Genomic DNA, 22,035 nt, shown 5'->3' with positions numbered 1-22,035 from the left:
GGCTAAATAGTAATTTTAAATTAGGAAATAACTTACTATTTAAAGCGTGGAAGTTGTTGTGAGAAAAAAAATGATGATAATACTTTAAGTTACAAAAACTAACTTTATGATTTTAATTTAGCTACAATCGTGTTTTATGGTCTTTATATTATGTGATTCTTCGTTCCTCAGAATGACAAACTGCATGTTTTTTTAGTTCGAATAAATACAAAAGTTAAAAAAGAATCAATAACAAACAACCAATGTTGAAGTAAAAAACTGTTTTTAAAATTTACTATAAAATGTAATTGTTACAAACGGCTGGTATGTGTTCGGCTTATACTTATTACTTTTCATTTTCCTTTACAATATTTAAAAATTGAGATTTAAAACTGTCAATTTTATTTTTTTCAAAAGACCATTTTTGATAATATCTTTTCAATCTCTTCTCATAATCGTGTTTTAAATTTCCAAATAAATCTGATTTAAAATCCTGAACATTCCTTTTAAGCAAAATAGTTTTGTCTATTTCGGGATTTTCTAATCTCCATTTATCTATTAATTCTAGAAGTTTTTCTGAGTATGAATACAGAAAAGAGTATGATGGATATTCTCGCCTAGATTCATTCTTATAACTTTCTAAGAAAACAGATAAACTATTAGTGTAATTAAAATTTCCTTTCATTGATTTATTCGTTTTTTAGTTTAGTAAACCCTTCAGTGATTGAAGTTATTTTTTCTTCGAGATTTTCTGAGATTTCATTTAACCTTTCATAATTAGTTATTAAACTAATCTTCTAAGTTCAGAAACATTTCCTACGATTTTGTCTTAATTCTATCTAATTATTCCTCTTTCATCGATGGATTTAATATTGTCAGTAACTTTAATAAGATTTATATGTTTTTTATTCTAAACGAACTTTAATTCAACTTAAAATTAACCTGCAATCGCTCCAATTCATTAAGCAACTCATTTGAGATTTTAATTTTTAGCTTGCGGCTGTTCATAGAAATTCTGTTTATTACTTTAATCTCTTCGACTTCAGTAGCAACTATTGCCTCAGGATTTTCAGATTCTTGGATATCACCATTTTCATCTAGAACAATTTCTATATCATCTGCTTCGACAGGTGCTACTTCAATTTGTTTTTTAATTTTTTCTAATTCTAAAATCTCAAAAGAAACCGTATTATCGCCTTTATTAGCATCAAAAACAGTATTTAGTTTAGAAACTAATTCTTCTCGTAAATCTTTTATATCTAGATGAATAACCAGCTTTTTTGCGAAAATTCGCAAAACATCTTGTATAGATTCTACTTGCAAAAAATTTATTTGCGGATCTGATTTTTTACCTGTTTCACGGTTTACCCAACCATCTTTTATATTAACTCTAATATACACAAACTGATTTTGAACCAGAAAATGTCTGAATTTTAGGTATTCTTCATTAAAAATTCGGAATTCATTACTCTCGTCATAACCTTCTAAAACAAACGATGCCCAACCTTTTCCGTTTTTAGCCGTTCGGTGTTGCACATTGGTCACAATTCCTCCAAAAGAGAGATTTTTACCCACATATTGTTCTAAACTTTTTAGAGATTCGAGTTTATTATTACAAAAATATTTCATCTCGAATCGATAATCATCTAATGGGTGACCTGAAATATAAATCCCAACAACTTCTTTTTCTTTTGCTAGTTTTTCCATTGTATTCCACTCCTCACAAGGCGGAATTACGGGTTCGGAAATTTGCACATCGCTCGTATCACCAAACAAACTGACTTGCGATGAATTTTCGTTCTCCTGAAACTTCGCACCAAATCGTATGGCTTTTTCGTAAAATGTAATTCCGTCTCCATCGGTATGAAAATATTGCGCCCGATGTGTATTTGCAAAACAATCGAAACCACCTGCTAGAATAAGGTTTTCGATGGCTTTTTTGTTGGCAGCTCGTTGATCTACACGTTTGGCTAAATCGAAAATAGATTTATAGCTTCCTTCTTTTCTGTTTTCTACAATAGTATTTACAGCGCCCATTCCCACACCTTTTACAGCGCCTATTCCGAAACGAACAGCATAGTCATCATTTACCGTAAATTTATAAAACGATTCATTTACATCTGGACCTAAAACAGCTAATCCCATGCGTTTGCACTCTTCCATAAAAAACGAGACTTGCTTAATATCGCTCATGTTATTAGACAAAACTGCTGCCATATATTCCGCTGGATAATTGGCTTTTAAGTAGGCCGTTTGATAAGCAATCCAAGCGTAACAAGTAGAATGCGATTTGTTAAATGCATATTCGGCAAAGGCTTCCCAGTCTTTCCAGATTTTTTCTAGTTTTTCTTCGGCATGACCTTTGGCAACAGCCTGACTCACGAATTTAGGTTTCATTTTGTCTAGTACATCACGTTGTTTTTTCCCCATGGCTTTACGCAAAACGTCGGCATCACCTTTAGAAAAATCGGCTAATCTTTGTGACAAAAGCATTACTTGCTCTTGGTAAACGGTGATTCCGTAAGTGTCTTTTAACAATTCTTCGCAAGCTTCAAGGTCATATTCTATAGGTTCCTCTCCGTTTTTTCGTTTAATAAAACTCGGAATATAAGCAATTGGTCCTGGACGATACAAGGCATTCATGGCGATTAAATCGTTAAAAACTGTAGGCTTCAGTTCCTTCATATACTTTTGCATTCCAGCACTTTCGTACTGAAAAATCCCAACAGTTTCGCCACGTTGAAAAAGCTCATACGTTTTTATATCATCAATAGGAAATGTATCAGGATCGAGCACTTTTCCGGTTCTATATTTTACGAGTTTTACCGTATCTTTTATTAAGGTTAGGGTTTTTAGTCCCAAGAAATCCATTTTCAGCAATCCTGCACTTTCGGCTACGGAGTTGTCAAATTGGGTGACATATAAATCGGAATCTTTCGCGGTTGTTACGGGAACAAAATTGGTAATATCGCTTGGCGTAATAATCACACCACAAGCATGAATTCCTGTGTTACGAAGATTTCCTTCCAAAATTTGTGCTTGCTGAATGGTTTCACCACCCAAATCTTCTTCTTTAGAAAGTATTATTAATTCTTTCATTCGGTCGAAATCCTCTGGACGTAAAACTTTTTTAATTTCAACCTCGGTGTCATTCATAAAACGAGCCAAATTCCATTTTCCAGGTAGCATTCCAGGTAATAATTTGGCAATTTTATCGGCTTCAAAAAGTGGTAAATCTAATACTCTGGCTGTATCGCGAATGGCTGATTTGGCAGCCATAGTTCCGTAAGTAATAATTTGTGCTACTTGTTTTTTTCCATATTTTTCAATCACATAATCCATGACTTTACTTCTTCCTTCGTCATCAAAATCGATGTCGATATCGGGAAGCGACACACGATCAGGATTTAAGAATCTTTCGAAAAGCAAATTGTATAAAAGTGGATCAATATTGGTAATTCCTAAACAATACGCCACTACCGACCCAGCTGCAGAACCACGACCTGGCCCAACAGACACATCCATTTTTCTAGCTTCGGCGATAAAATCTTGCACTATTAGGAAATAACCTGGATATCCTGAATTTTGTATGGTTAATAATTCGAAATCAATTCGTTCTTGAATTTCGGGTGTAATTTCTGAATACCTTCTTTTGGCACCTTCATAAGTAAGATGATGCAAATAGGCATTTTCCCCTCGAACGCCACCATCAGTTTCGTCTTCTGGAACTAAAAATTCGGTTGGAATTTCAAATTTTGGTAATAAGACATCTCTATATAACGAGTAAATTTCTATTTTATCGACAATTTCTTGAATGTTGACAATGGCTTCAGGCAAATCAGAAAACAATTGCTTCATTTCTTCTCCCGATTTGAAATAATATTCCTGATTGGGCAATCCAAATCGATATCCGCGACCTCTACCTATTGGTGTGGCTTGCTTCTCACCTTCTTTGACACATAATAAAATATCATGTGCATTAGCATCATCTTTAGAAATATAAAAAGTATTGTTAGTCGCAATGAGTTTTACTTCATGTTTTTTTGCAAAGGAAATCAAAGTTTGATTCACACGATTTTCGTCTTCTTGATTGTGACGCATCAATTCGAGATAAAAATCATCTCCAAATTGCGATTTCCACCATAACAAAGCTTCTTCTGCTTGATTTTCTCCAAGATTTAAAACTTTACTAGGAATTTCTCCGTATAAATTTCCTGATAAAACAATAATATCTTCCTTATATTGTTCGATAACATTTCTGTCTATTCTTGGTACGTAATAAAAACCTTCCGTGTAAGCTATGGAAGACATTTTAGCTAAATTATGATAGCCTTTTTTATTTTTTGCTAAGAAAACAACTTGATAACCGTTGTCTTTTTTGGTTTTGTCTTTGTGATTGTCGCAAACAAAAAATTCGCAACCTACGATGGGTTTCATTTCAACCTCAGTGGCTTCTTCCCCATTTTCTTTTGCAGTGGCATTTTTTGTAGCGGCAGTTTTATTTTGATTCAATACATCTCTAACAAAATGAAAAGCACCCATCAAATTTGCATGATCGGTCATGGCTACGGCTGACATTTTATTTTTTGCAGCAGCAGCAACGAGTTTAGCCACAGAAATTGTAGATTGTAAAACCGAAAACTGAGTGTGATTGTGCAAATGCGCAAACTTTGCATTTGCTAAATCCTGAGTAATTTCTATTGAAATTGGTGTTTTCGTCTCAACTTTTTCAGCTTGTTGAAAACGTTTGGCAATTTCGGCAGAAGCTTCTTTAAGGTTTATGTGCTTTAACCCTATGAGCTGAATTTCTCCTTGATTTTTACTCTGAAATTCGTGAAAATAATTAGCTTCTACCTCAAGTTCTTCTTTGGTAAAAACTTCTCTTTTTATTAATTCTAAAAAACAACGAGTCGTTGCTTCAACATCGGCAGTAGCATTATGCGCTTCCGAAAATGGAACTTTAAAAAGATATTGATGAAGTTCTGTTAATGTTGGCAATTTAAATCTTCCACCACGACCTCCAGGTAATTTTAATAAGGAAGCTGTAACTTCGGTACAGGTGTCCAAAACTGGAATTTTAACCATAGTGGAACCAATATTGGCACGATGAAATTCGCAACCCATGATATTGACGTCGAATCCTACGTTTTGTCCAACTATAAATTTAGTTTTAGACAAAGCAATATTAAACTTTTCTAAAACCTCTTGTAGCGGAAATCCTTGTTCGATTGCTAATTCGGTAGAAATACCGTGAATGCGTTCGGCATCATAAGGAATATTAAATCCTTCTGGCTTAATGAGATAATCTTGATGCTCGATAAGGTTTCCCATCTCGTCATGGAGCTGCCATGCGATTTGGATACAACGAGGCCAGTTGTCAGTATCCGTAATTGGTGCTGACCAACTGCGTGGTAATCCTGTGGTTTCGGTATCGAAGATTAAATACATTTTATTGAGCATTAGGCTTTAGGCTGTAAACCGTAAGCTTATTTTAGATAAAAACAAAAATACATCTTATGTAGTTGAATGTCAATTTTAGTTATTAACAAAAAAAACCATCTCGATTGAGATGGTTTTGATATATTTTGAAAAATAAGTTAGATTAATATCCACCTCTGTTTCCACCACGGTCGTTAGAACCACCACCACGGCTGTTTCCACCACCACTGTAACCTCCACGAGAATCACCACCACGGCTGTTTCCACCACCATAACCACCACCGCTTGGGCGACTGTTATTGAAGCTTTTTCTTTCACCTTCTGGTTTTGGTTCTGATTTGTTTACAACAATAGCACGTCCGTCAACAGTTGCACCATTTAACTCATCAATAGCTTTTTGACCTTCTTCGTCATTTGGCATTTCAACAAAACCAAATCCTTTACTTCTTCCTGTAAATTTATCAGTAATAATTTTTACTGATTCTACAGCACCATAAGCCTCGAAAGACTCTCTTAAATCTGCTTCCTCGATACTCCAAGGAAGACTTCCAACAAAAATGTTCATATATTATATTTATTATATTAGGACAAAGGTAAGTTATTAATATTCTAAATTACACGATGTTAAGGTTTTATTTTGAAATAAACTCTTTTTCAGCACTTTAGAAGTATCAATCTTTAAAATTAATTTACAGGAACCTTGTAAAAAACACCGTCGCGACAAGCTGCTGTTTGATTATTTCCTGCATCAAATGCTGTAAACTTAAAATTTCCTGAAATTGTTGCTCCATCATATTCAGTAATTGTCACCTCCCCATTACTTTTTGTCACATTTTGAATTATAATTGATGCGTTTGAATTTAAACCTACAATATTTACAAGATCACCTGCTCTATAATTAGTTCCTGGAGAATTTACCAAAACACTTGTAATCACACCACTTGCATTAGCAACTATATCTACTTTTAATCCCAATCCTGAACCACCTGTTGTAGCCACTAAACTTGATGTTGTATAACCTGTTCCTCCTGAAAAAAGCGATATATTATTTACTGGAGCAAAAGTTATTCCTGTAGTATAATCAAAATTGGCTGTGTCGTTTGCAAATGAATAAGAAACAAAGTTTGAAGTGTTTATTGTACCTAAAGTCCTCGCGCCTAGTGCAGAAGAATTTAAGTTTATTTGTAGGTTACCTGTAGCAGAAACTCCTTTTAACACAACTTGTCCAGTTGCAGATTTTGTTGCAGACATAGTTGAAGATTTCCACAAAGAACCATTTATTTGTGCTTGAAATGCTGGATTATTAAATTCTACATTTTTTTCGCATGATATTAATGCAATTGCAGAAGCAAATAGAAAAATAACTTTTTTCATCTTTTTGTGTGAATTTTAGATTACAAAAATAACCGATTACAATTAAAAAACTAATAAACAATATAAATATTTACAAGGAAAAACCAAAAAATCAAGACTTTAGTTCTAAGTTTCATAAAAATATGTATATTTGCACCCTTAAATAATCGAGGTCGAGTACCTCAAAATTAATCATAAGATTATGTCAGTAAAAATTAGATTACAAAGACACGGTAAAAAAGGAAAACCTTTTTACTGGGTAGTAGCTGCAGATGCACGCTCAAAAAGAGATGGTAAATACTTAGAAAAAATCGGTACTTACAACCCAAACACAAATCCTGCAACAGTAGATTTGAACCTTGATGCTGCCGTACAATGGTTGCACAATGGAGCTCAACCAACTGATACTGCTAGAGCAATTCTTTCTTACAAAGGAGCTTTACTTAAACACCACCTTGATGGAGGAGTTCGTAAAGGTGCTTTAACACAAGAACAAGCTGATGCAAAATTAACTGCTTGGATCGAAGCTAAAGCTGGTAAAGTTGACGCTAAAAAAGATGGTTTAACTAAAGCACAATCTGATGCTAAAGCTAAAGCATTTAAAGCTGAAACAGCTGCAAACGAGAAGCGTATTGCTGCTCAAACTGAAGCTGCTAAAGCTCCAGAAGCTGTAGTTGAAGAAGAAGTTGCTGCTGAAGCAGAAACTCCAGCTGCTGAAGAAAACACAGAAGAAACAGAAGCTTAATATTTATTTTTGCAAGATGCGTAAAGAAGATTGTTTCTACTTAGGTAAAATTGCAAAAAAATTTAGTTTCAAAGGGGAAGTTCTTATCTATTTAGATACGGACGAACCTGAAATGTATGAAGATTTGGAATCAGTTTTTGTTGAAGTAAACAAAAATCTGATTCCATTTTTTATTCAAAATAGCAACCTACACAAAGGTGATTTTCTCCGTGTTCGTTTTGAAGATGTAGACAACGAAGAAGAAGCCGATGCTATTATGAATTGCGAAGTATATCTTCCGCTAAAAATGTTGCCAAAACTTACAGGTAACAAATTCTATTTTCACGAAGTTATTGGTTTTGAAATTGAAGACAAACGTGTTGGTGTTTTTGGAAAAATTGTTTCTATAAACGACACTACTGCTCAACCACTTTTTGAAGTTTTAAATGGTGAAGTTGAAATGTTAATTCCAATGATTGATCATTTTATTGTAAAAATAGATCGAGAAAACAAAAAAGTCGTGATGGATTTACCTGAAGGACTTGTCGAAATGTATCTTTAGAAGTTTATTCGGTTATTCGTTGATTTGGTTAATCGTTTATTAGAAAAATCTACAATCGTTAATCATCAAATTCATGTTTACATTCAAACAATTTTCTGTCCAACAAGATAAAACTGCAATGAAAGTTGGAACTGATGGCGTTTTGCTTGGAGCTTGGACTCCTATAGACCACAACCCAAATTCTATTTTAGACATAGGAACCGGAACAGGTCTTATTGCTCTAATGCTATCGCAGCGTAGTTCCGCAGAACAAATTGATGCTTTGGAAATTGATGAAAGTGCTTATGAACAAGCAACAGATAATTTTGAAAATTCTAATTGGAGCGACTGTTTATTTTGTTACCACGCAGGTTTAGACGAATTTATTGAAGAGCCAGAAGATGAGTACGATTTAATTGTTTGCAATCCTCCATTTTATACTGAAGATTATAAAACCGAGAATGAGCAACGGGATTTGGCTCGTTTTTCAGACGCCATGCCTTTTGAAGAATTAATTGAAGCCGCTGATTTATTACTTTCTGAAAGCGGTATTTTTTCTGTTATAATCCCATACAAGGAAGAAGAAAAATTCGTTACTTTAGCCAATGAATTTGAGTTATATCCTATAAAAATAACCCGAGTAAAAGGAACGCCAACTTCTGAAACCAAACGCAGTTTATTGGCTTTTAGCAGAAACAAACAAGTCGACTTCTCTATTGACGAGTTAGTTATCGAAACTGCTAGACATAATTACACTAAAGAATATATAAATTTGACAAAGGATTTTTATTTAAAAATGTAAGTTTCATTTATACTAATTTCTATATTTGTCTTTATTAAATCTTCCCATTGAAAAAAATTCTTCCATTTTTCTCTTACTTATTTCACCCTATTTTCATATCGGTGTTGGCAACAATTTTTTATTTTTTCATAATAACAAATCGCTATTTTGTTTATGAAACAATCTATTTATATATAATACAAGTTCTTTTAGTCACTGTTCTTATTCCATTAACAGGCTTTTATTTACTTATTATGATTGGTAAAGTAGATTCTATAATGGTTACCAAAGTCTCACAAAGAAAAATTCCTTTAATTTTTCATATAATATTGCTATCTCTATTAATTATAAAAAGTATTACAAAAGAAATAATACCTGAATTATTTTATTTTTTTTTAGGCAGCATAATTAGTAGCATAATTGCCTTATCATTGGTTTACCTTAATAAAAAAGCAAGTTTGCATATGTTGGGAATTTCCTCACTAACTGTATTTTGCATAAGTTGCTGTATACATTTTCAAGTCCGTGAAGTTGTAATAATAAGTTTTCTACTACTTTGCAATGGTCTTGTTGCTTCTTCAAGGCTATATATGAAGGCGCACACCACTAAGGAATTAGTTTTAGGATATTTAGTTGGATTATTCCCTCAGCTATTACTTTTGCTCTTTTGGTTATAATATATAAAACATTAAACCAATATTTAGAGTACCTAATCCAATAGGATTTCCGTTTAAACTACCACTTTTAAATATATTTTGTAATCCGTAATAAGCATACAAATTCCAAGAGTTATATCCCGCAGAGACATAAGCACCATAATGAATTTTATTAATATCAGTATTATTATTAATTTTAAAGCTCTTATCGACATCAATATATCGTGACTGACTTAAAAGCAAATAACTAACCTTAAATCCCGTATAAACCCTCCAGAACTTATGTGATTCGAAGGTTGATGTTCTCCATCTAAATTCGATAGGTAAATCGACAAAATATAAAGCTAATTTATTTTTATCGTAATTTATTCCTGATACTATTGTTTCGTAATTAATAGTTCCATTAATATCTTCTACAATAAGATTTTCTTTATAATTACTATATGAAAAACCCAACCCTGGCGCAATAGCAAAGGTTCTTTTTTTATTAATAGGAAAATCTCTTAATAATCCTAAATTTAAACCCGTAGAAAACGAATTTTGAGATACTCCAACAGGTTTATCATTTAATATATTATAAGTAACTCCAAAATAAAATTGATCTTCTCGGTACAAAGAATCTATTGCCGAAAAATTTGGTTCTTCTTGCGAAAAAACATTTAAAGAGAATAAAAATAAAATAAAAATAAAAAAATTTCGCATAAGATATAATTATGGTTTAAAGTTAAGAAAATACTTTAAACTAAAAATGCCTTTCATTAAGAAAGGCATTTTTAAATTCTTTATGAATGATGAAGTTCTTCTTCACCTTCTTTCATAGGTACATTTTGAGGAACAAAATCCTCATCATGACCTGGTTTACTATAATCATAAGGCCATCTATAAACTTCTGGAATAGCACCTGGCCAGTTTCCGTGTATATGTTCAACTGGTGCAGTCCATTCTAAAGTATTAGATCTCCATGGATTTTGTACTGTTCTTTTTCCGTAAAAAATACTTGTAAAGAAATTCCACATAAATACCAATTGGAAAGCTGCTCCAATTAATGCAAAAGTAGTAATTACTTTATTTACATCAGCTAAATCATCAAACAATGGAAAGTTAGTATTTGTATAGTAACGACGTGGTAAACCAGCCATTCCTATAAAGTGCATTGGATAAAAAACACCGTAAGCACAAATTGCAGTTACCCAAAAGTGAATATATCCTAAATTCTTATTCATCATTCTTCCAAACATTTTTGGGAACCAGTGATATACTCCAGCAAAGAAACCATACAGTGCAGAAATACCCATTACTAAGTGAAAGTGAGCTACTACGAAATAAGTATCATGAACATTAATATCTAATGTACTATCTCCTAAAACAATTCCTGTAATTCCTCCAGATATAAATGTAGAAACTAATCCAATTGAAAATAACATAGCAGGATTTAGTTGCAAATTACCTTTCCAAAGAGTCGTAATATAGTTAAACGCTTTTACTGCTGATGGAATTGCAATTAATAAGGTTGTAAAAGTAAATACAGATCCTAAAAATGGATTCATTCCAGAAATAAACATATGATGTCCCCAAACGATTGTTGATAAAAATGCAATTGCCAAAATAGAAGCAATCATAGCACGATATCCAAAGATTGGTTTACGAGAGTTTGTTGCAATAACTTCAGAAGTAATTCCCAAAGCAGGTAATAATACAATATATACCTCTGGGTGACCTAAGAACCAAAATAAGTGTTCAAACAATACTGGAGAACCCCCTTGGTAATGTAAAACTTCTCCAGATATAAATATATCTGATAAGAAGAATGATGTACCAAAACTTCTATCCATTATTAACAACAATGCAGCCGATAACAATACAGGGAAAGAAACAATTCCAATAATAGCTGTAACAAAGAAAGCCCAAATTGTAAGTGGCAATCTTGTCATAGACATTCCTTTAGTTCTCAAATTAATTACCGTAACAACATAATTTAATGATCCCATTAATGAAGACGCAATAAATATAGCCATAGATACTAACCATAATGTCATTCCTGTTCCAGAACCTGGAATTGCCTGAGGCAAAGCACTTAATGGCGGATAAATTGTCCATCCTGCTGATGCAGGTCCAGACTCTACAAAAAGTGATGATAACATAACCACACTTGAAGTAAAAAACAACCAATAAGAAATCATGTTCAGGAAGCCTGAAGCCATATCTCTGGCACCAATTTGAAGTGGAATTAATAAATTACTAAAAGTTCCTGACAAACCAGCTGTTAACACAAAGAAAACCATGATTGTACCATGAATTGTAACCAGTGCAAGATAAATATCATTACGCATTACTCCTCCTGGAGCTAACTTATCTCCTAAAAGAAAATCAAATATCTTAAATGGTTGTTCAGGCCACGCGATTTGCATTCTAAAAAGCAATGACATAATAACCCCTATAATTCCCATAATAATACCAGAAATAAGGTATTGTTTAGCAATCATTTTGTGGTCTATACTAAAAATATATTTAGTTATAAAAGTATCTTTATGGTGGTGTTCGTGATCGTGATCATGTGCGTGATCGTGGTCATGAGATGCTGCTGCCATAGTGTTTTATTTTAAATTTAATTGTATAATTATTTTACTGCAACTGGAGCTGCAATTACTGCAACTTTTGTTGAATCTATTTTTTTAGATACTGCTGTTGTTACAACTGGAGCACTTTCGGCTGCCTTTGCTGCTTTTTCATCAGCAACTGTTTTTACAATAGTTGGTTTGTCTTTTAACCAATTTTGAAATTCTTCTGGAGTATCTACAACAATTTTCATTTGCATATTATAGTGTGAAGCTCCACAAATTTTATTACATAACAATAGATAATCAAAAGTATAAGGATCTAGTGGAGATTCTCCATTAGCGACTAATTCGGCACTTTTTTTAGAACGAATTTTGTTAATGTTATCTACTTTTTCAATCATATGCTCTGTTTGACGCATTTCGTCAGTAGTCATAATAGGTCTAAATGCAAATTGAGTTACCATTCCTGGTACGCAATTCATTTGTGCTCTAAAATGTGGCATAAAAGCTGAATGTAATACATCTTGCGAACGCAATTTAAATACAATTTTTTTACCTTTTGGGATATGCAATTCGGTCACAGCAATATCATCCTGTGCATTTGGATCTTCAAGATCTACACCCATAGTATTTATTCCTTCAATTAAACGAACGTTTGCTTTTCCAAGAACATTGTCTTTTCCAGAATAACGAGCTGTCCATGCAAATTGTTTTGCATATAATTCAACAACCATTACATCTTCATCTTCATCTACAAACATAATATTTGTCCAAGTATATAATCCATAAAGAATTAAACCTGCCAAAACAAATACGGGAATAATTGTCCAGATAAATTCTAATTTATCGTTGTCAGCAAAATAAATAGCTTTTTTTCCTTCGGCTCCTCTATACTTGAAAGCAAAATAATGCAAAAGTGCCTGTGTAAGAAATACAACTAAAAATACAACTCCAAATGTTATCCACATTAAGCTATCATAATCTTTACCATGCTCTGAAGCTGGATCGACTAATACTAAATGACCCCATTTAAATAATCCGAAAATTATAAAAATATAAAGGAACGCAAGAAATCCGAACATTAAATATCCTTGGACATTATTATCCTTATTATCTGCAATCTGTGAATTGTTTTTGTTTGCTCCAACTTGAGTTAAATCGAAAATTTTCGTTAACTGCCAAATTGCAACACCTACTAAAAGTAAAACTATAATTACCAACAAACTTGTCATCTGTTTTTTGTTTAAATATTAATAATGAAAATGCTTACTTTCTTCGATAAGTGGATTGCCTTTTGGTAACAAAGGTTGTTTTGCAAGTGTTGTGAACACTACAAATATAAACAATCCAGCAAAGAATAATATTGAACTTATTTCTGAAATCCCTATAAACCATTGATCTCCTACTGTAGCTGGGAAAATCATATTATGAAAATCTAGATAGTGACCACATAATATTACAGTACCTGCCATAGATATAATCCAAGGCACACGTTTGAAATCAGTATTAATAAGGATCAATATTGGAAATACAAAGTTCATAACAACCATTCCAAAGAAAGGTAAATTATAATTATCTATTCTCATTTTAAAATAAGTAACCTCTTCTGGAATATTAGCATACCACATTAACATAAATTGTGAGAACCACAAGTATGTCCAGAATACTGATATACCAAACATGAATTTTGCCAAATCATGAAAATGACTATTATTCACATTTTCTAAATACCCTTTAGATTTTAAGTATAATGTTGTTAATGCGATTACTGTTATACCACTTACAAAGAAACTTGCAAACACATACCATCCAAACAAAGTACTATACCAGTGCGGATCTACAGACATAATCCAATCCCATGACATCATAGATTCTGAAACTAAGAAGAATGCTAAAAATGCTGCTGATGCTTTAAAATTTTTCTTGTAATAAGTTACATCATGCGTTTCGTCTAGTGCTAAAGCATTTTTACGAGTATATTGACGATAAAATATCCATCCTCCCATAAAAATAGCTGCTCTAATTAAGAAAAAAGGAATATTTAAATATCCTGCTTTCCCTGCAATAATTTCGTCGTAGTTTTTATTCCCAACCTCTGTTACACCTTCATTCATCCATGCGAATAAATGATTATTGTTAAAATGTAAACTCGATAAAACTAATAAAACATATACGATTATAGCTCCAGGAACTAAATAAGATGTTATTGCTTCCATTACTCTAAATAAAACTGGAGACCAACCTGCCTGTGCAGCATGTTGAATAGCATAAAAAGCTAAAGCTCCCAATGATATTAACATAAAAAACAATGCAGCAACATATAATGCAGACCATGGTTTATTTTGCAACTGTCCTAAAACGTGCTCTAAATGCTCAGCGTGTTCTGCATTAGCGTCTTCATGAATAGTTGCGTTTGTCTTATTAGGATCATGAGCAGATTCGGCAACAACCTCATGTTTTTCAACATTACTTACAATTGAATCCAAATGATTTTCTTCAACTTTTGTAGAATCTTTTATAATTTCTGTTGCATGTACCACTTCTTTATGAGCTGGTGCAACTTCATTTGTAGATCCTTCATGATGCTCACCATGACTAGAGGTTAGAATTTTTTCTACTTCTTCTGTATTTTTAGGTGCAGTGAAAAAACCATAACCAATACCTAATGCTCCTAAAAGCATTAAGACGAATGATAAGTTTTTTAATTTGCTTGAAAATGTATACATAGCTTATATATAGTGTGTTTTACAATTATAATTCAGACTTAAGTTTCAAAACATATGCTGCAACTTGCCATCTTTCTGTTTGTGACAATTGATTCGCATAAGATCCCATCGAATTTAGTCCGTATGTTTGTACATGATAAATACTTCCAACAGTAATTTGTCTATCTGCATAACTAGGAACTCCAAGAAATTTCTCTCTTTCAACAAGTTTTCCTTTTCCATCACCTTTTTCACCATGACAAATTGCGCAATAAACATTAAACAATAATTTTGTTTTTTCAAAATCAACAGAAGTTGAATCTAATGGTGAATTTACAACATTTTTTGATGCTAAATATCCTGCAGGCGTATTTGGAATTTCATAAGGAACATAACCTCTCTTTATTGTCCCTTGAACTGGAAGTTGACCTTCTTTTCCGTTTTTAAATGCTGAAGACTCTGAATATGTTTCATATCCAACTGACTCATACATATTAGGAAAAAACTGATAGTTAGGCTTTAACTTATCTTGACATGAAAACAGCAATGAAGACAACCCCATTAAAACTGCTAGTGTATATACTTTTTTCATAGTTCTGATTAATGCTTTTCTACTACTTTAACTTCTACAGCTCCTGTATTTTGCAAGAAAGAAGTTAATTCACTTTCGTTATTATTTATAGCGACCTCCATTAGAAAATGGTCATCTGTTGTACGAACGTCTGGATTTTCAGCTTTTTTAAATGGCCACAATTTACTTCTCATATAAAAAGTAATAACCATTAAGTGAGCTGCAAAAAATACAGTTTCTTCGAACATAATTGGTACAAATGAAGGCATGTTTTGTATGTAACTAAAACTTGGCTTTCCACCTATATCTTGTGGCCAATCTTGAATCATAATGTTATTCATCATCCAAGTTCCGAATGCCAAACCTGTAAGCCCATACATAAAAGCGCAAATTGCAATTCTTGTAGGTGCAAGTCCCATAGCCTTATCTAGTCCGTGAACTGGAAATGGCGTATAAACCTCTTCAATATGATGGTGTGCTAATCTGGTTTGCTTTACAGCATCCATCAAAACATCATCATCATTATATAGTGCATGTATTACTTTATTACTCATGACTTATTAGTGATTATCGTGATTATGTCCTTCTTTTTCTCTTTCTCTTTTAAAATTATCTCCTGATGATTTTAAAATTGTTTTTACTTCTGCTTGAGCAATTACCGGGAATGATCTAGAATAAAGTAAAAATAACACGAAAAAGAAACCAATAGTACCTATAAAAATACCTATATCTACAAATGTTGGTTGAAACATTGTCCAAGAAGATGGTAAGTAATCACGGTGTAACGAAGTTACAATGATTACAAAACGTTCAAACCACATTCCAATATTTACTACAATTGATATTATAAATGAGAACATAATACTTGTACGTAACTTTTTAAACCACATAAATTGTGGAGAAAAAACATTACAAGACATCATTGCCCAATATGCCCACCAGTAAGGTCCAGTAGCTCTGTTCAAGAATGCATATTGCTCATATTCTACTCCTGAGTACCAAGCAACAAAAAGCTCTGTGATATAAGCACATCCAACTATAGAACCTGTAATCATAATTACAATATTCATTAATTCGATATGTTGTATTGTGATATAGTCCTCTAAATTAGATACTTTTCTCATGATAATAAGTAAAGTATTTACCATCGCAAATCCTGAGAAAACAGCTCCTGCCACAAAATACGGTGGAAGAATTGTTGTATGCCAACCTGGAACGATTGAGGTAGCAAAGTCAAAAGATACAATCGTGTGTACCGAAAGTACAAGAGGAGTAGCTAAACCTGCTAAAACAAGTGAAACTTCCTCGAAACGTTGCCAATCTTTTGCACGACCTGACCAACCAAAACTTAGTATAGAATATACTCTTTTATTAAAAGGAGTTACGGCTCTATCTCTAATCATTGCAAAATCAGGTAACAACCCAGTCCACCAGAAAACTAATGAAACTGAAAGGTATGTAGAAATTGCGAAAACGTCCCAAAGTAATGGTGAGTTAAAGTTAACCCAAAGAGAACCAAACTGGTTCGGAATAGGTAAAACCCAATACCCTAACCATGGACGTCCCATGTGAATAATTGGAAACAAACCTGCTTGCATTACAGAGAAAATTGTCATTGCTTCTGCAGAACGGTTAATCGCCATTCTCCATTTTTGACGGAATAATAATAATACCGCAGAAATTAAGGTTCCTGCGTGACCAATACCAACCCACCAAACGAAGTTAGTAATATCCCAAGCCCAACCTACTGTTTTATTTAATCCCCAAGTTCCAATACCTGTAGAGATGGTATAAATCATACAGCTTAATCCCCACAAAAATGCGGCTAATGCTATATAAAATACTGTCCACCATTGTTTGTTGGCTCTACCTTCTACTGGTCTTGCTACATCTACTGTAACGTCATGATAGCTTTTACTACCAATAACCAAAGGTTTTCTAATGGGTGCTTCGTAATGAGACGACATATCCTTTATCTTATTTCTTATTAATATTAATTTCTAACTTTTACGTGATAAAATACATTTGGTTTTGTTCCAATGTGTTCTAACAAGTGATACATTCTTTTATCTTCAGCTAATTCAGCTACTTTACTCTCCTTATTATTTACATCTCCAAAAACCATTGCTCCAGTAGTACATGCACTAGAACAAGCTGTTTCAAACTCATCAAATTTAACTTCTCTTCCTTCACGTTTAGCAGTCAAAATTGTCGATTGTGTTTTTTGAATACACATTGAACATTTTTCCATAACCCCACGAGAACGAACATTCACATCTGGATTTAACACCATACGACCTAAATCGTTATTCATGTGATAATCAAATTCATCATTTTTGTTATATAAGAACCAGTTGAAACGACGTACTTTATAAGGACAGTTATTTGCACAATATCTAGTACCCACACAACGGTTATAAGCCATATGGTTCTGACCTTGACGGCTATGTGAAGTTGCTGCCACTGGACAAACAGTTTCACAAGGCGCATGGTTACAGTGCTGACACATTACTGGCTGAAAAGCAACTTGAGGATTATTTGATGGGGTTTCCATTCCACGTAAAGTAGATATAGAATCCATTAATCCGTCACTCTCTTCCTTTATTTTATTATCTCCATCAAAAGTTGTTTCAGAAGAATAATATCTATCTATACGCAACCAGTGCATATCACGACTTCTTCTTACTTCCGATTTTCCAACTACTGGTACATTATTCTCAGCATGACAAGCGATAACACAAGATCCACAACCTGTACAAGCATTTAAATCGATAGAAAGATTAAAATGATGTCCTACCGTACGATCAAAAGATTCCCATAAATCGACAGTAGTCGAAGGAACTTCTTTATGATCTAAAGATACCATAGGAATAGGATTATAAACTTGATTATCTCCTTTTTCGTTTGCTTTATTAAACACATCAAGGGAAGTTTCTTTAATAATATCTCCACGACCCATTAATGTTCTTTGAAGCTGAACACAAGCAAATTCGTGTTCACCATCCTCTTTAGCAATCGATACATTTTGTACATTACTAAAGTTATTATATAAAGTGTAAGCATTTACTCCCACTTGCATTTCTTCTTTCATAGCCGCTTTACGACCATATCCTAGCGCCAATCCAACAGTTCCTTTTGCTTGACCTGGCTGAATAATTACTGGAACTTTTTCTAGTTTTACTCCATCAACAGTTAAGGTAACATAACTTCCGTTAAGTCCTCCATTAGCCACATTCCAGTTTTCAATTCCTGAAGTTGTTGCATCTGCTTGAGAAATAGTTAAATAATTATCCCATGAAGCTCTTGTAATTGGATCTGGAAATTCTTGCAACCAAGGATTGTTTGCTTGCTGACCATCTCCTAAACCAGTTTTAGTATATAATACTAATTCTAATTTTGATGATGTTGCTTTTGCTAAAGCTGAAGCAGCACCATTAAAATCGGCACCAGCACCAGCACCAGAAGAAACTCCTTCTGTAACCGCTACTCCATCGTGAACCAATTGATTCCAAGATTTTGAACCTGACCAAGAAGCACGAAGATAATCGTAATAAGTTTGTGTACTTCCAGTCCAAGATAATAAAGCATCTTGAAATTGAACTGTATCAAATAAAGGACGAATAGTAGGTTGCGTTAAAGCATAACTTCCTTTAACAATACTTACATCTCCCCAAGATTCTAAATAATGTGGTGTTGCAACTGCAATATTTGAAATAGCAGCAGTTTCATCTTCTTTCATTGCAAATGCAACAGAAAGTTTTACTTTTTTCAATGAATCTGAGAATTCTTTTCCGTTTGGTAATGAATACACTGGATTTACACCATTCATAATTAAAGTATGAACAGCTCCCGATTTCATATCAGCTAAAAGTTGTTTTACATCAGCGTTATTTCCTTTACGGATTTGACGAGTGTTTGCCGTATCAAAAGCTTCACTTGATAATGCTTTATTGATAGCCAAAACTAACAATTGTGCATTTTTATCATCGATACCACAAACTAAAACTCCTTTGCTTTTTGCAGCTAATAATTGTTTAGCCGCATTTGTAATAGCATCATCATTATCAGTTTTTGAAGTTGATACTGATGCTCCAGTTACTATATTGTATATTTTTACTAATGCTTGTTTTTGATTTGCAACAGTCATTGGCACACGCTTATCAGCAGCAGCACCTGACAATGTCATATTAGCTTCAAACTGAAAGTGACGTGACATTTTTCCGTTTTGAGGAATACGCCCTTGCGCATACCCTGAATCGAAACCACCACCTTGCCAATCTCCTAAGAAATCTGCACCAACAGAAACAATTACATTAGCTTTTGAAAAATCATAATTAACTAAAGCTCTTTCACCATAAACCGTTTGAAAAGCATCTAAAGCTTCTGATGAAGAAACTGCATCATAAGTTACATGTTTTGCATTTGGATTTGAAGCTAAAAACTGAGCAATCAATTTATCAGTAGATGGACTTGCCGAAGTATTTGTTAACAATACAACTTTTCCTCCTTTTGCTTTTGCTTCAGCAACACTAGATTTAATTTTAGCATTTGCTTGATCCCAAGTTGAATCTTTTCCAGCAATTTTTGAAGTCTTCAAACGCATACTATCATATAATGACAATACAGACGCATGAACACGTGCATTTGCATGAAAATTTGCACCAGCAATTTTATTATTTTCTATCTTAATAGGACGACCTTCACGAGTTTTTACTAAAATGTTAGCAAAATCGAAACCATCTGCGACTGTTGTAGCATAAAAATCGGCTACTCCAGGAATAATTTCTTCAGGTTGAACTACATAAGGAATTGTCTTATGCACTGGACCTTCACAAGCTGCAAGCGTAGCTGCTGCCGTAGTAAATCCAACATACTTAAGAAAGTCACGACGTGTTGTAGAAGATGTAGCTAAAGTAGCAGCATCACCTAAAAATTCATTTGTTGGAATCTCCTCAACAAATTCGTTATTTCTAAGCGTCTCAACAATAGAACTATTTTCGTTTAGTTCTTCAACACTTTTCCAGTATTTTTTGTTTGATGACATATTCTATAATTGGTTATTCGTTTATTTGTAATTCTGTTATTTAGTTATATCGGTTAAACAAATAACCGAATAACTGAATAAACTTTTTTTTTAATAATGGCACTTACCACATTCTAAACCTCCCATTTGAGCAGCAGTCAATTTGTCTACTCCATATTTTTTAGAAAGTTGTTCGTGAATTTTTTTGTAGTAATCGTTTCCTTCAACCTTAACATCTGTTGTACGGTGACAATTAATACACCATCCCATTGTAAGTGGAGCAAATTGTCTTTGGATTTCATAAGTTTGAACTGGCCCGTGACATTTCTGACATTCAATACCAGCAACAGTTACGTGTTGTGAGTGATTGAAATAAACGAAATCAGGTAAATTATGAATTCTAATCCATTTTACTGGTTTTGTTTTTCCTGTATATTTTTGAGTTGTTTTATCCCAACCTACAGCATCATATAATTTTTGAATCTCTCCAGTGTAATACTCTTTCGTGTATTCAACGTAAGTAGAATCTTTATCTCCTTGGAATTCAGCGATGTTTTTATGACAATTCATACAAACATTCAACGAAGGAACTCCAGCTGTTTTGCTTGTTCTTGCAGATGAGTGACAGTATTTACAATCGATACCATTATCTCCTGCGTGAATTTTATGCGAATAATGTATTGGCTGAATTGGAGCATAATCTTTATCAACTCCTATTTGCATTAAATAACCATATACAAAGTAAGCACTCACTAACATTAACAAAATTGTAGAAACAAGTACTAAAAATTGATTTTTAGCAAATGCTTTCCAAATAGGTAATGATTTTTCTTTTGCAGCTACTTGTATATTATTAGCTTTTGCAATTTTGTTTAAAACATTGTTTACCATAAACAACATAACAACCAAAACCGCTAAAATACCAGCAAGCAATCCTAAGATTAATTCGTTAGATAAACCACCTTCTTTAGAAGCTCCCTCAGCACCGTTAGTTGGTAATTGAGCAGGCGGAGTTTCAATTTTAGTATCAGTATATGCTAAAATATTATCTATATCAGCATTTGATAATTGAGGAAAAGCAGTCATTACCGCTTTATTATTCTCATTAAAAAGCTTTACAGCATCTGCATCACCTGAAGCGATAAGCGCAGAACTATTTTTAATCCAACCGTAAAACCATGACTTATCATGTCTTCCAGTCACACCACGTAAAGCTGGTCCCGTCATTTTAGCATCTAACTTATGACAGGCAGCGCAATTTGAATTAAAAAGCGCTTTTCCTTGTACCGCATCTCCGCCAGCAGCTGGAGCAGCCATTGTTGTTGTTGCAGCTGGAGCAGCAACTTGCGCAAGAGAACTTAAGGAAACGGACAATACGAACGCTAAACTAAGCGTTATTATCCTTGAAATCGATTTATGGTTACCCACTTTTTTCATATATTAAATGATTAACATCTAAATTAGGCACTGATTTTGCTACGATTTTCGTAATAAATACAATTTGCCATTTAAAAAACTTCGACAAAAATACGACTTAAGAACTATTCTCAAAACCTTAAATATATCTTAATTATTAATTTATAATTATTCTAAATAATAATTTTTATTTTGCATCCGAAGTTAAAATGTATTTTTGCATAAAAACCAATTCATTATGAGATTTTTAGGCTATCAAAAAACAATTTTCGCACTATTTTTATTTGGC

Annotated in this window: 17 protein-coding genes; 4 read left to right on the top strand and 13 right to left on the bottom strand. The window is 33.3% G+C overall.

The window, feature by feature from the left end; all coding sequences use genetic code 11:
- Positions 1 to 325 precede the first annotated feature (325 nt).
- The 4 genes from ACKVOV_RS10120 to ACKVOV_RS10105 all read right to left on the bottom strand — a co-directional run bounded on the left by ACKVOV_RS10120 (position 326) and on the right by ACKVOV_RS10105 (position 6,792).
- Entirely contained in the window at positions 326 to 664 is a 339-nt protein-coding gene (locus ACKVOV_RS10120) for a hypothetical protein (protein WP_409206640.1), read from the bottom strand.
- Between the two features lie 236 nt (positions 665 to 900).
- Positions 901 to 5,427: a DNA polymerase III subunit alpha gene (dnaE, locus tag ACKVOV_RS10115; protein ID WP_409206639.1), complete on the bottom strand. Its 4,527-nt coding sequence runs from the start codon at positions 5,425 to 5,427 to the stop codon at positions 901 to 903.
- A 154-nt stretch (positions 5,428 to 5,581) separates the two neighbouring features.
- Positions 5,582 to 5,983, bottom strand: a complete 402-nt coding sequence (locus ACKVOV_RS10110; RefSeq protein ID WP_395056870.1) for an RNA recognition motif domain-containing protein — start codon at positions 5,981 to 5,983, stop codon at positions 5,582 to 5,584.
- A gap of 119 nt (positions 5,984 to 6,102) precedes the next feature.
- On the bottom strand, positions 6,103 to 6,792 hold the full coding sequence (locus tag ACKVOV_RS10105; RefSeq protein ID WP_409206638.1) for a DUF6252 family protein: 690 nt from the start codon (positions 6,790 to 6,792) through the stop codon (positions 6,103 to 6,105).
- A gap of 181 nt (positions 6,793 to 6,973) precedes the next feature.
- Here ACKVOV_RS10105 and ACKVOV_RS10100 point away from each other — a divergent pair, with 181 nt between their 5' ends.
- The 4 genes from ACKVOV_RS10100 to ACKVOV_RS10085 all read left to right on the top strand — a co-directional run bounded on the left by ACKVOV_RS10100 (position 6,974) and on the right by ACKVOV_RS10085 (position 9,494).
- On the top strand, positions 6,974 to 7,516 hold the full coding sequence (locus tag ACKVOV_RS10100; protein ID WP_409206637.1) for a 30S ribosomal protein S16: 543 nt from the start codon (positions 6,974 to 6,976) through the stop codon (positions 7,514 to 7,516).
- Between the two features lie 16 nt (positions 7,517 to 7,532).
- Positions 7,533 to 8,057: a ribosome maturation factor RimM gene (rimM, locus tag ACKVOV_RS10095; protein ID WP_409206636.1), complete on the top strand. Its 525-nt coding sequence runs from the start codon at positions 7,533 to 7,535 to the stop codon at positions 8,055 to 8,057.
- Positions 8,058 to 8,130: 73 nt separating this feature from the next.
- Entirely contained in the window at positions 8,131 to 8,838 is a 708-nt protein-coding gene (locus ACKVOV_RS10090; protein WP_409206635.1) for a tRNA1(Val) (adenine(37)-N6)-methyltransferase, read from the top strand.
- Positions 8,839 to 8,885: 47 nt separating this feature from the next.
- On the top strand, positions 8,886 to 9,494 hold the full coding sequence (locus ACKVOV_RS10085; protein WP_409206634.1) for a hypothetical protein: 609 nt from the start codon (positions 8,886 to 8,888) through the stop codon (positions 9,492 to 9,494).
- Here the strand turns inward: ACKVOV_RS10085 and ACKVOV_RS10080 are convergent.
- From ACKVOV_RS10080 to ACKVOV_RS10040, 9 genes are all read right to left on the bottom strand, one after another.
- A complete protein-coding gene (locus ACKVOV_RS10080) occupies positions 9,489 to 10,175 on the bottom strand; it encodes a porin family protein (protein WP_409206633.1) in 687 nt (228 codons plus the stop codon). The genes ACKVOV_RS10085 and ACKVOV_RS10080 overlap by 6 nt on opposite strands.
- A gap of 80 nt (positions 10,176 to 10,255) precedes the next feature.
- On the bottom strand, positions 10,256 to 12,061 hold the full coding sequence (locus tag ACKVOV_RS10075) for a cbb3-type cytochrome c oxidase subunit I (protein WP_409206632.1): 1,806 nt from the start codon (positions 12,059 to 12,061) through the stop codon (positions 10,256 to 10,258).
- A 29-nt stretch (positions 12,062 to 12,090) separates the two neighbouring features.
- A complete protein-coding gene (locus tag ACKVOV_RS10070) occupies positions 12,091 to 13,263 on the bottom strand; it encodes a cytochrome c oxidase subunit II (RefSeq protein WP_409206631.1) in 1,173 nt (390 codons plus the stop codon).
- Positions 13,264 to 13,281: 18 nt separating this feature from the next.
- Positions 13,282 to 14,757 carry a quinol:cytochrome C oxidoreductase gene (locus ACKVOV_RS10065; RefSeq protein WP_409206630.1) on the bottom strand — a complete coding sequence of 492 codons (1,476 nt, stop codon included), beginning with the start codon at positions 14,755 to 14,757 and terminating at the stop codon, positions 13,282 to 13,284.
- Positions 14,758 to 14,782: 25 nt separating this feature from the next.
- On the bottom strand, positions 14,783 to 15,328 hold the full coding sequence (locus ACKVOV_RS10060) for a c-type cytochrome (protein ID WP_409206629.1): 546 nt from the start codon (positions 15,326 to 15,328) through the stop codon (positions 14,783 to 14,785).
- 8 nt (positions 15,329 to 15,336) lie between these two features.
- Entirely contained in the window at positions 15,337 to 15,861 is a 525-nt protein-coding gene (locus ACKVOV_RS10055) for a DUF3341 domain-containing protein (protein WP_409206628.1), read from the bottom strand.
- Positions 15,862 to 15,867: 6 nt separating this feature from the next.
- A complete protein-coding gene (gene nrfD / locus ACKVOV_RS10050; RefSeq protein ID WP_409206627.1) occupies positions 15,868 to 17,274 on the bottom strand; it encodes an NrfD/PsrC family molybdoenzyme membrane anchor subunit in 1,407 nt (468 codons plus the stop codon).
- 26 nt (positions 17,275 to 17,300) lie between these two features.
- Positions 17,301 to 20,351: a TAT-variant-translocated molybdopterin oxidoreductase gene (locus tag ACKVOV_RS10045; RefSeq protein WP_409206626.1), complete on the bottom strand. Its 3,051-nt coding sequence runs from the start codon at positions 20,349 to 20,351 to the stop codon at positions 17,301 to 17,303.
- A gap of 90 nt (positions 20,352 to 20,441) precedes the next feature.
- The gene (locus ACKVOV_RS10040; protein ID WP_409206625.1) at positions 20,442 to 21,767 is read right to left on the bottom strand and encodes a cytochrome c3 family protein; all 1,326 of its coding nucleotides are present in this window, start codon (positions 21,765 to 21,767) and stop codon (positions 20,442 to 20,444) included.
- Positions 21,768 to 22,035 lie beyond the last annotated feature (268 nt).

It is taken from the genome of Flavobacterium sp. (assembly GCF_046153165.1).
Lineage (GTDB): Bacteria > Bacteroidota > Bacteroidia > Flavobacteriales > Flavobacteriaceae > Flavobacterium.
The sequence above is the reverse complement of the archived record's forward strand: the minus strand, read 5'-3'. Positions and strand labels throughout refer to the sequence as shown.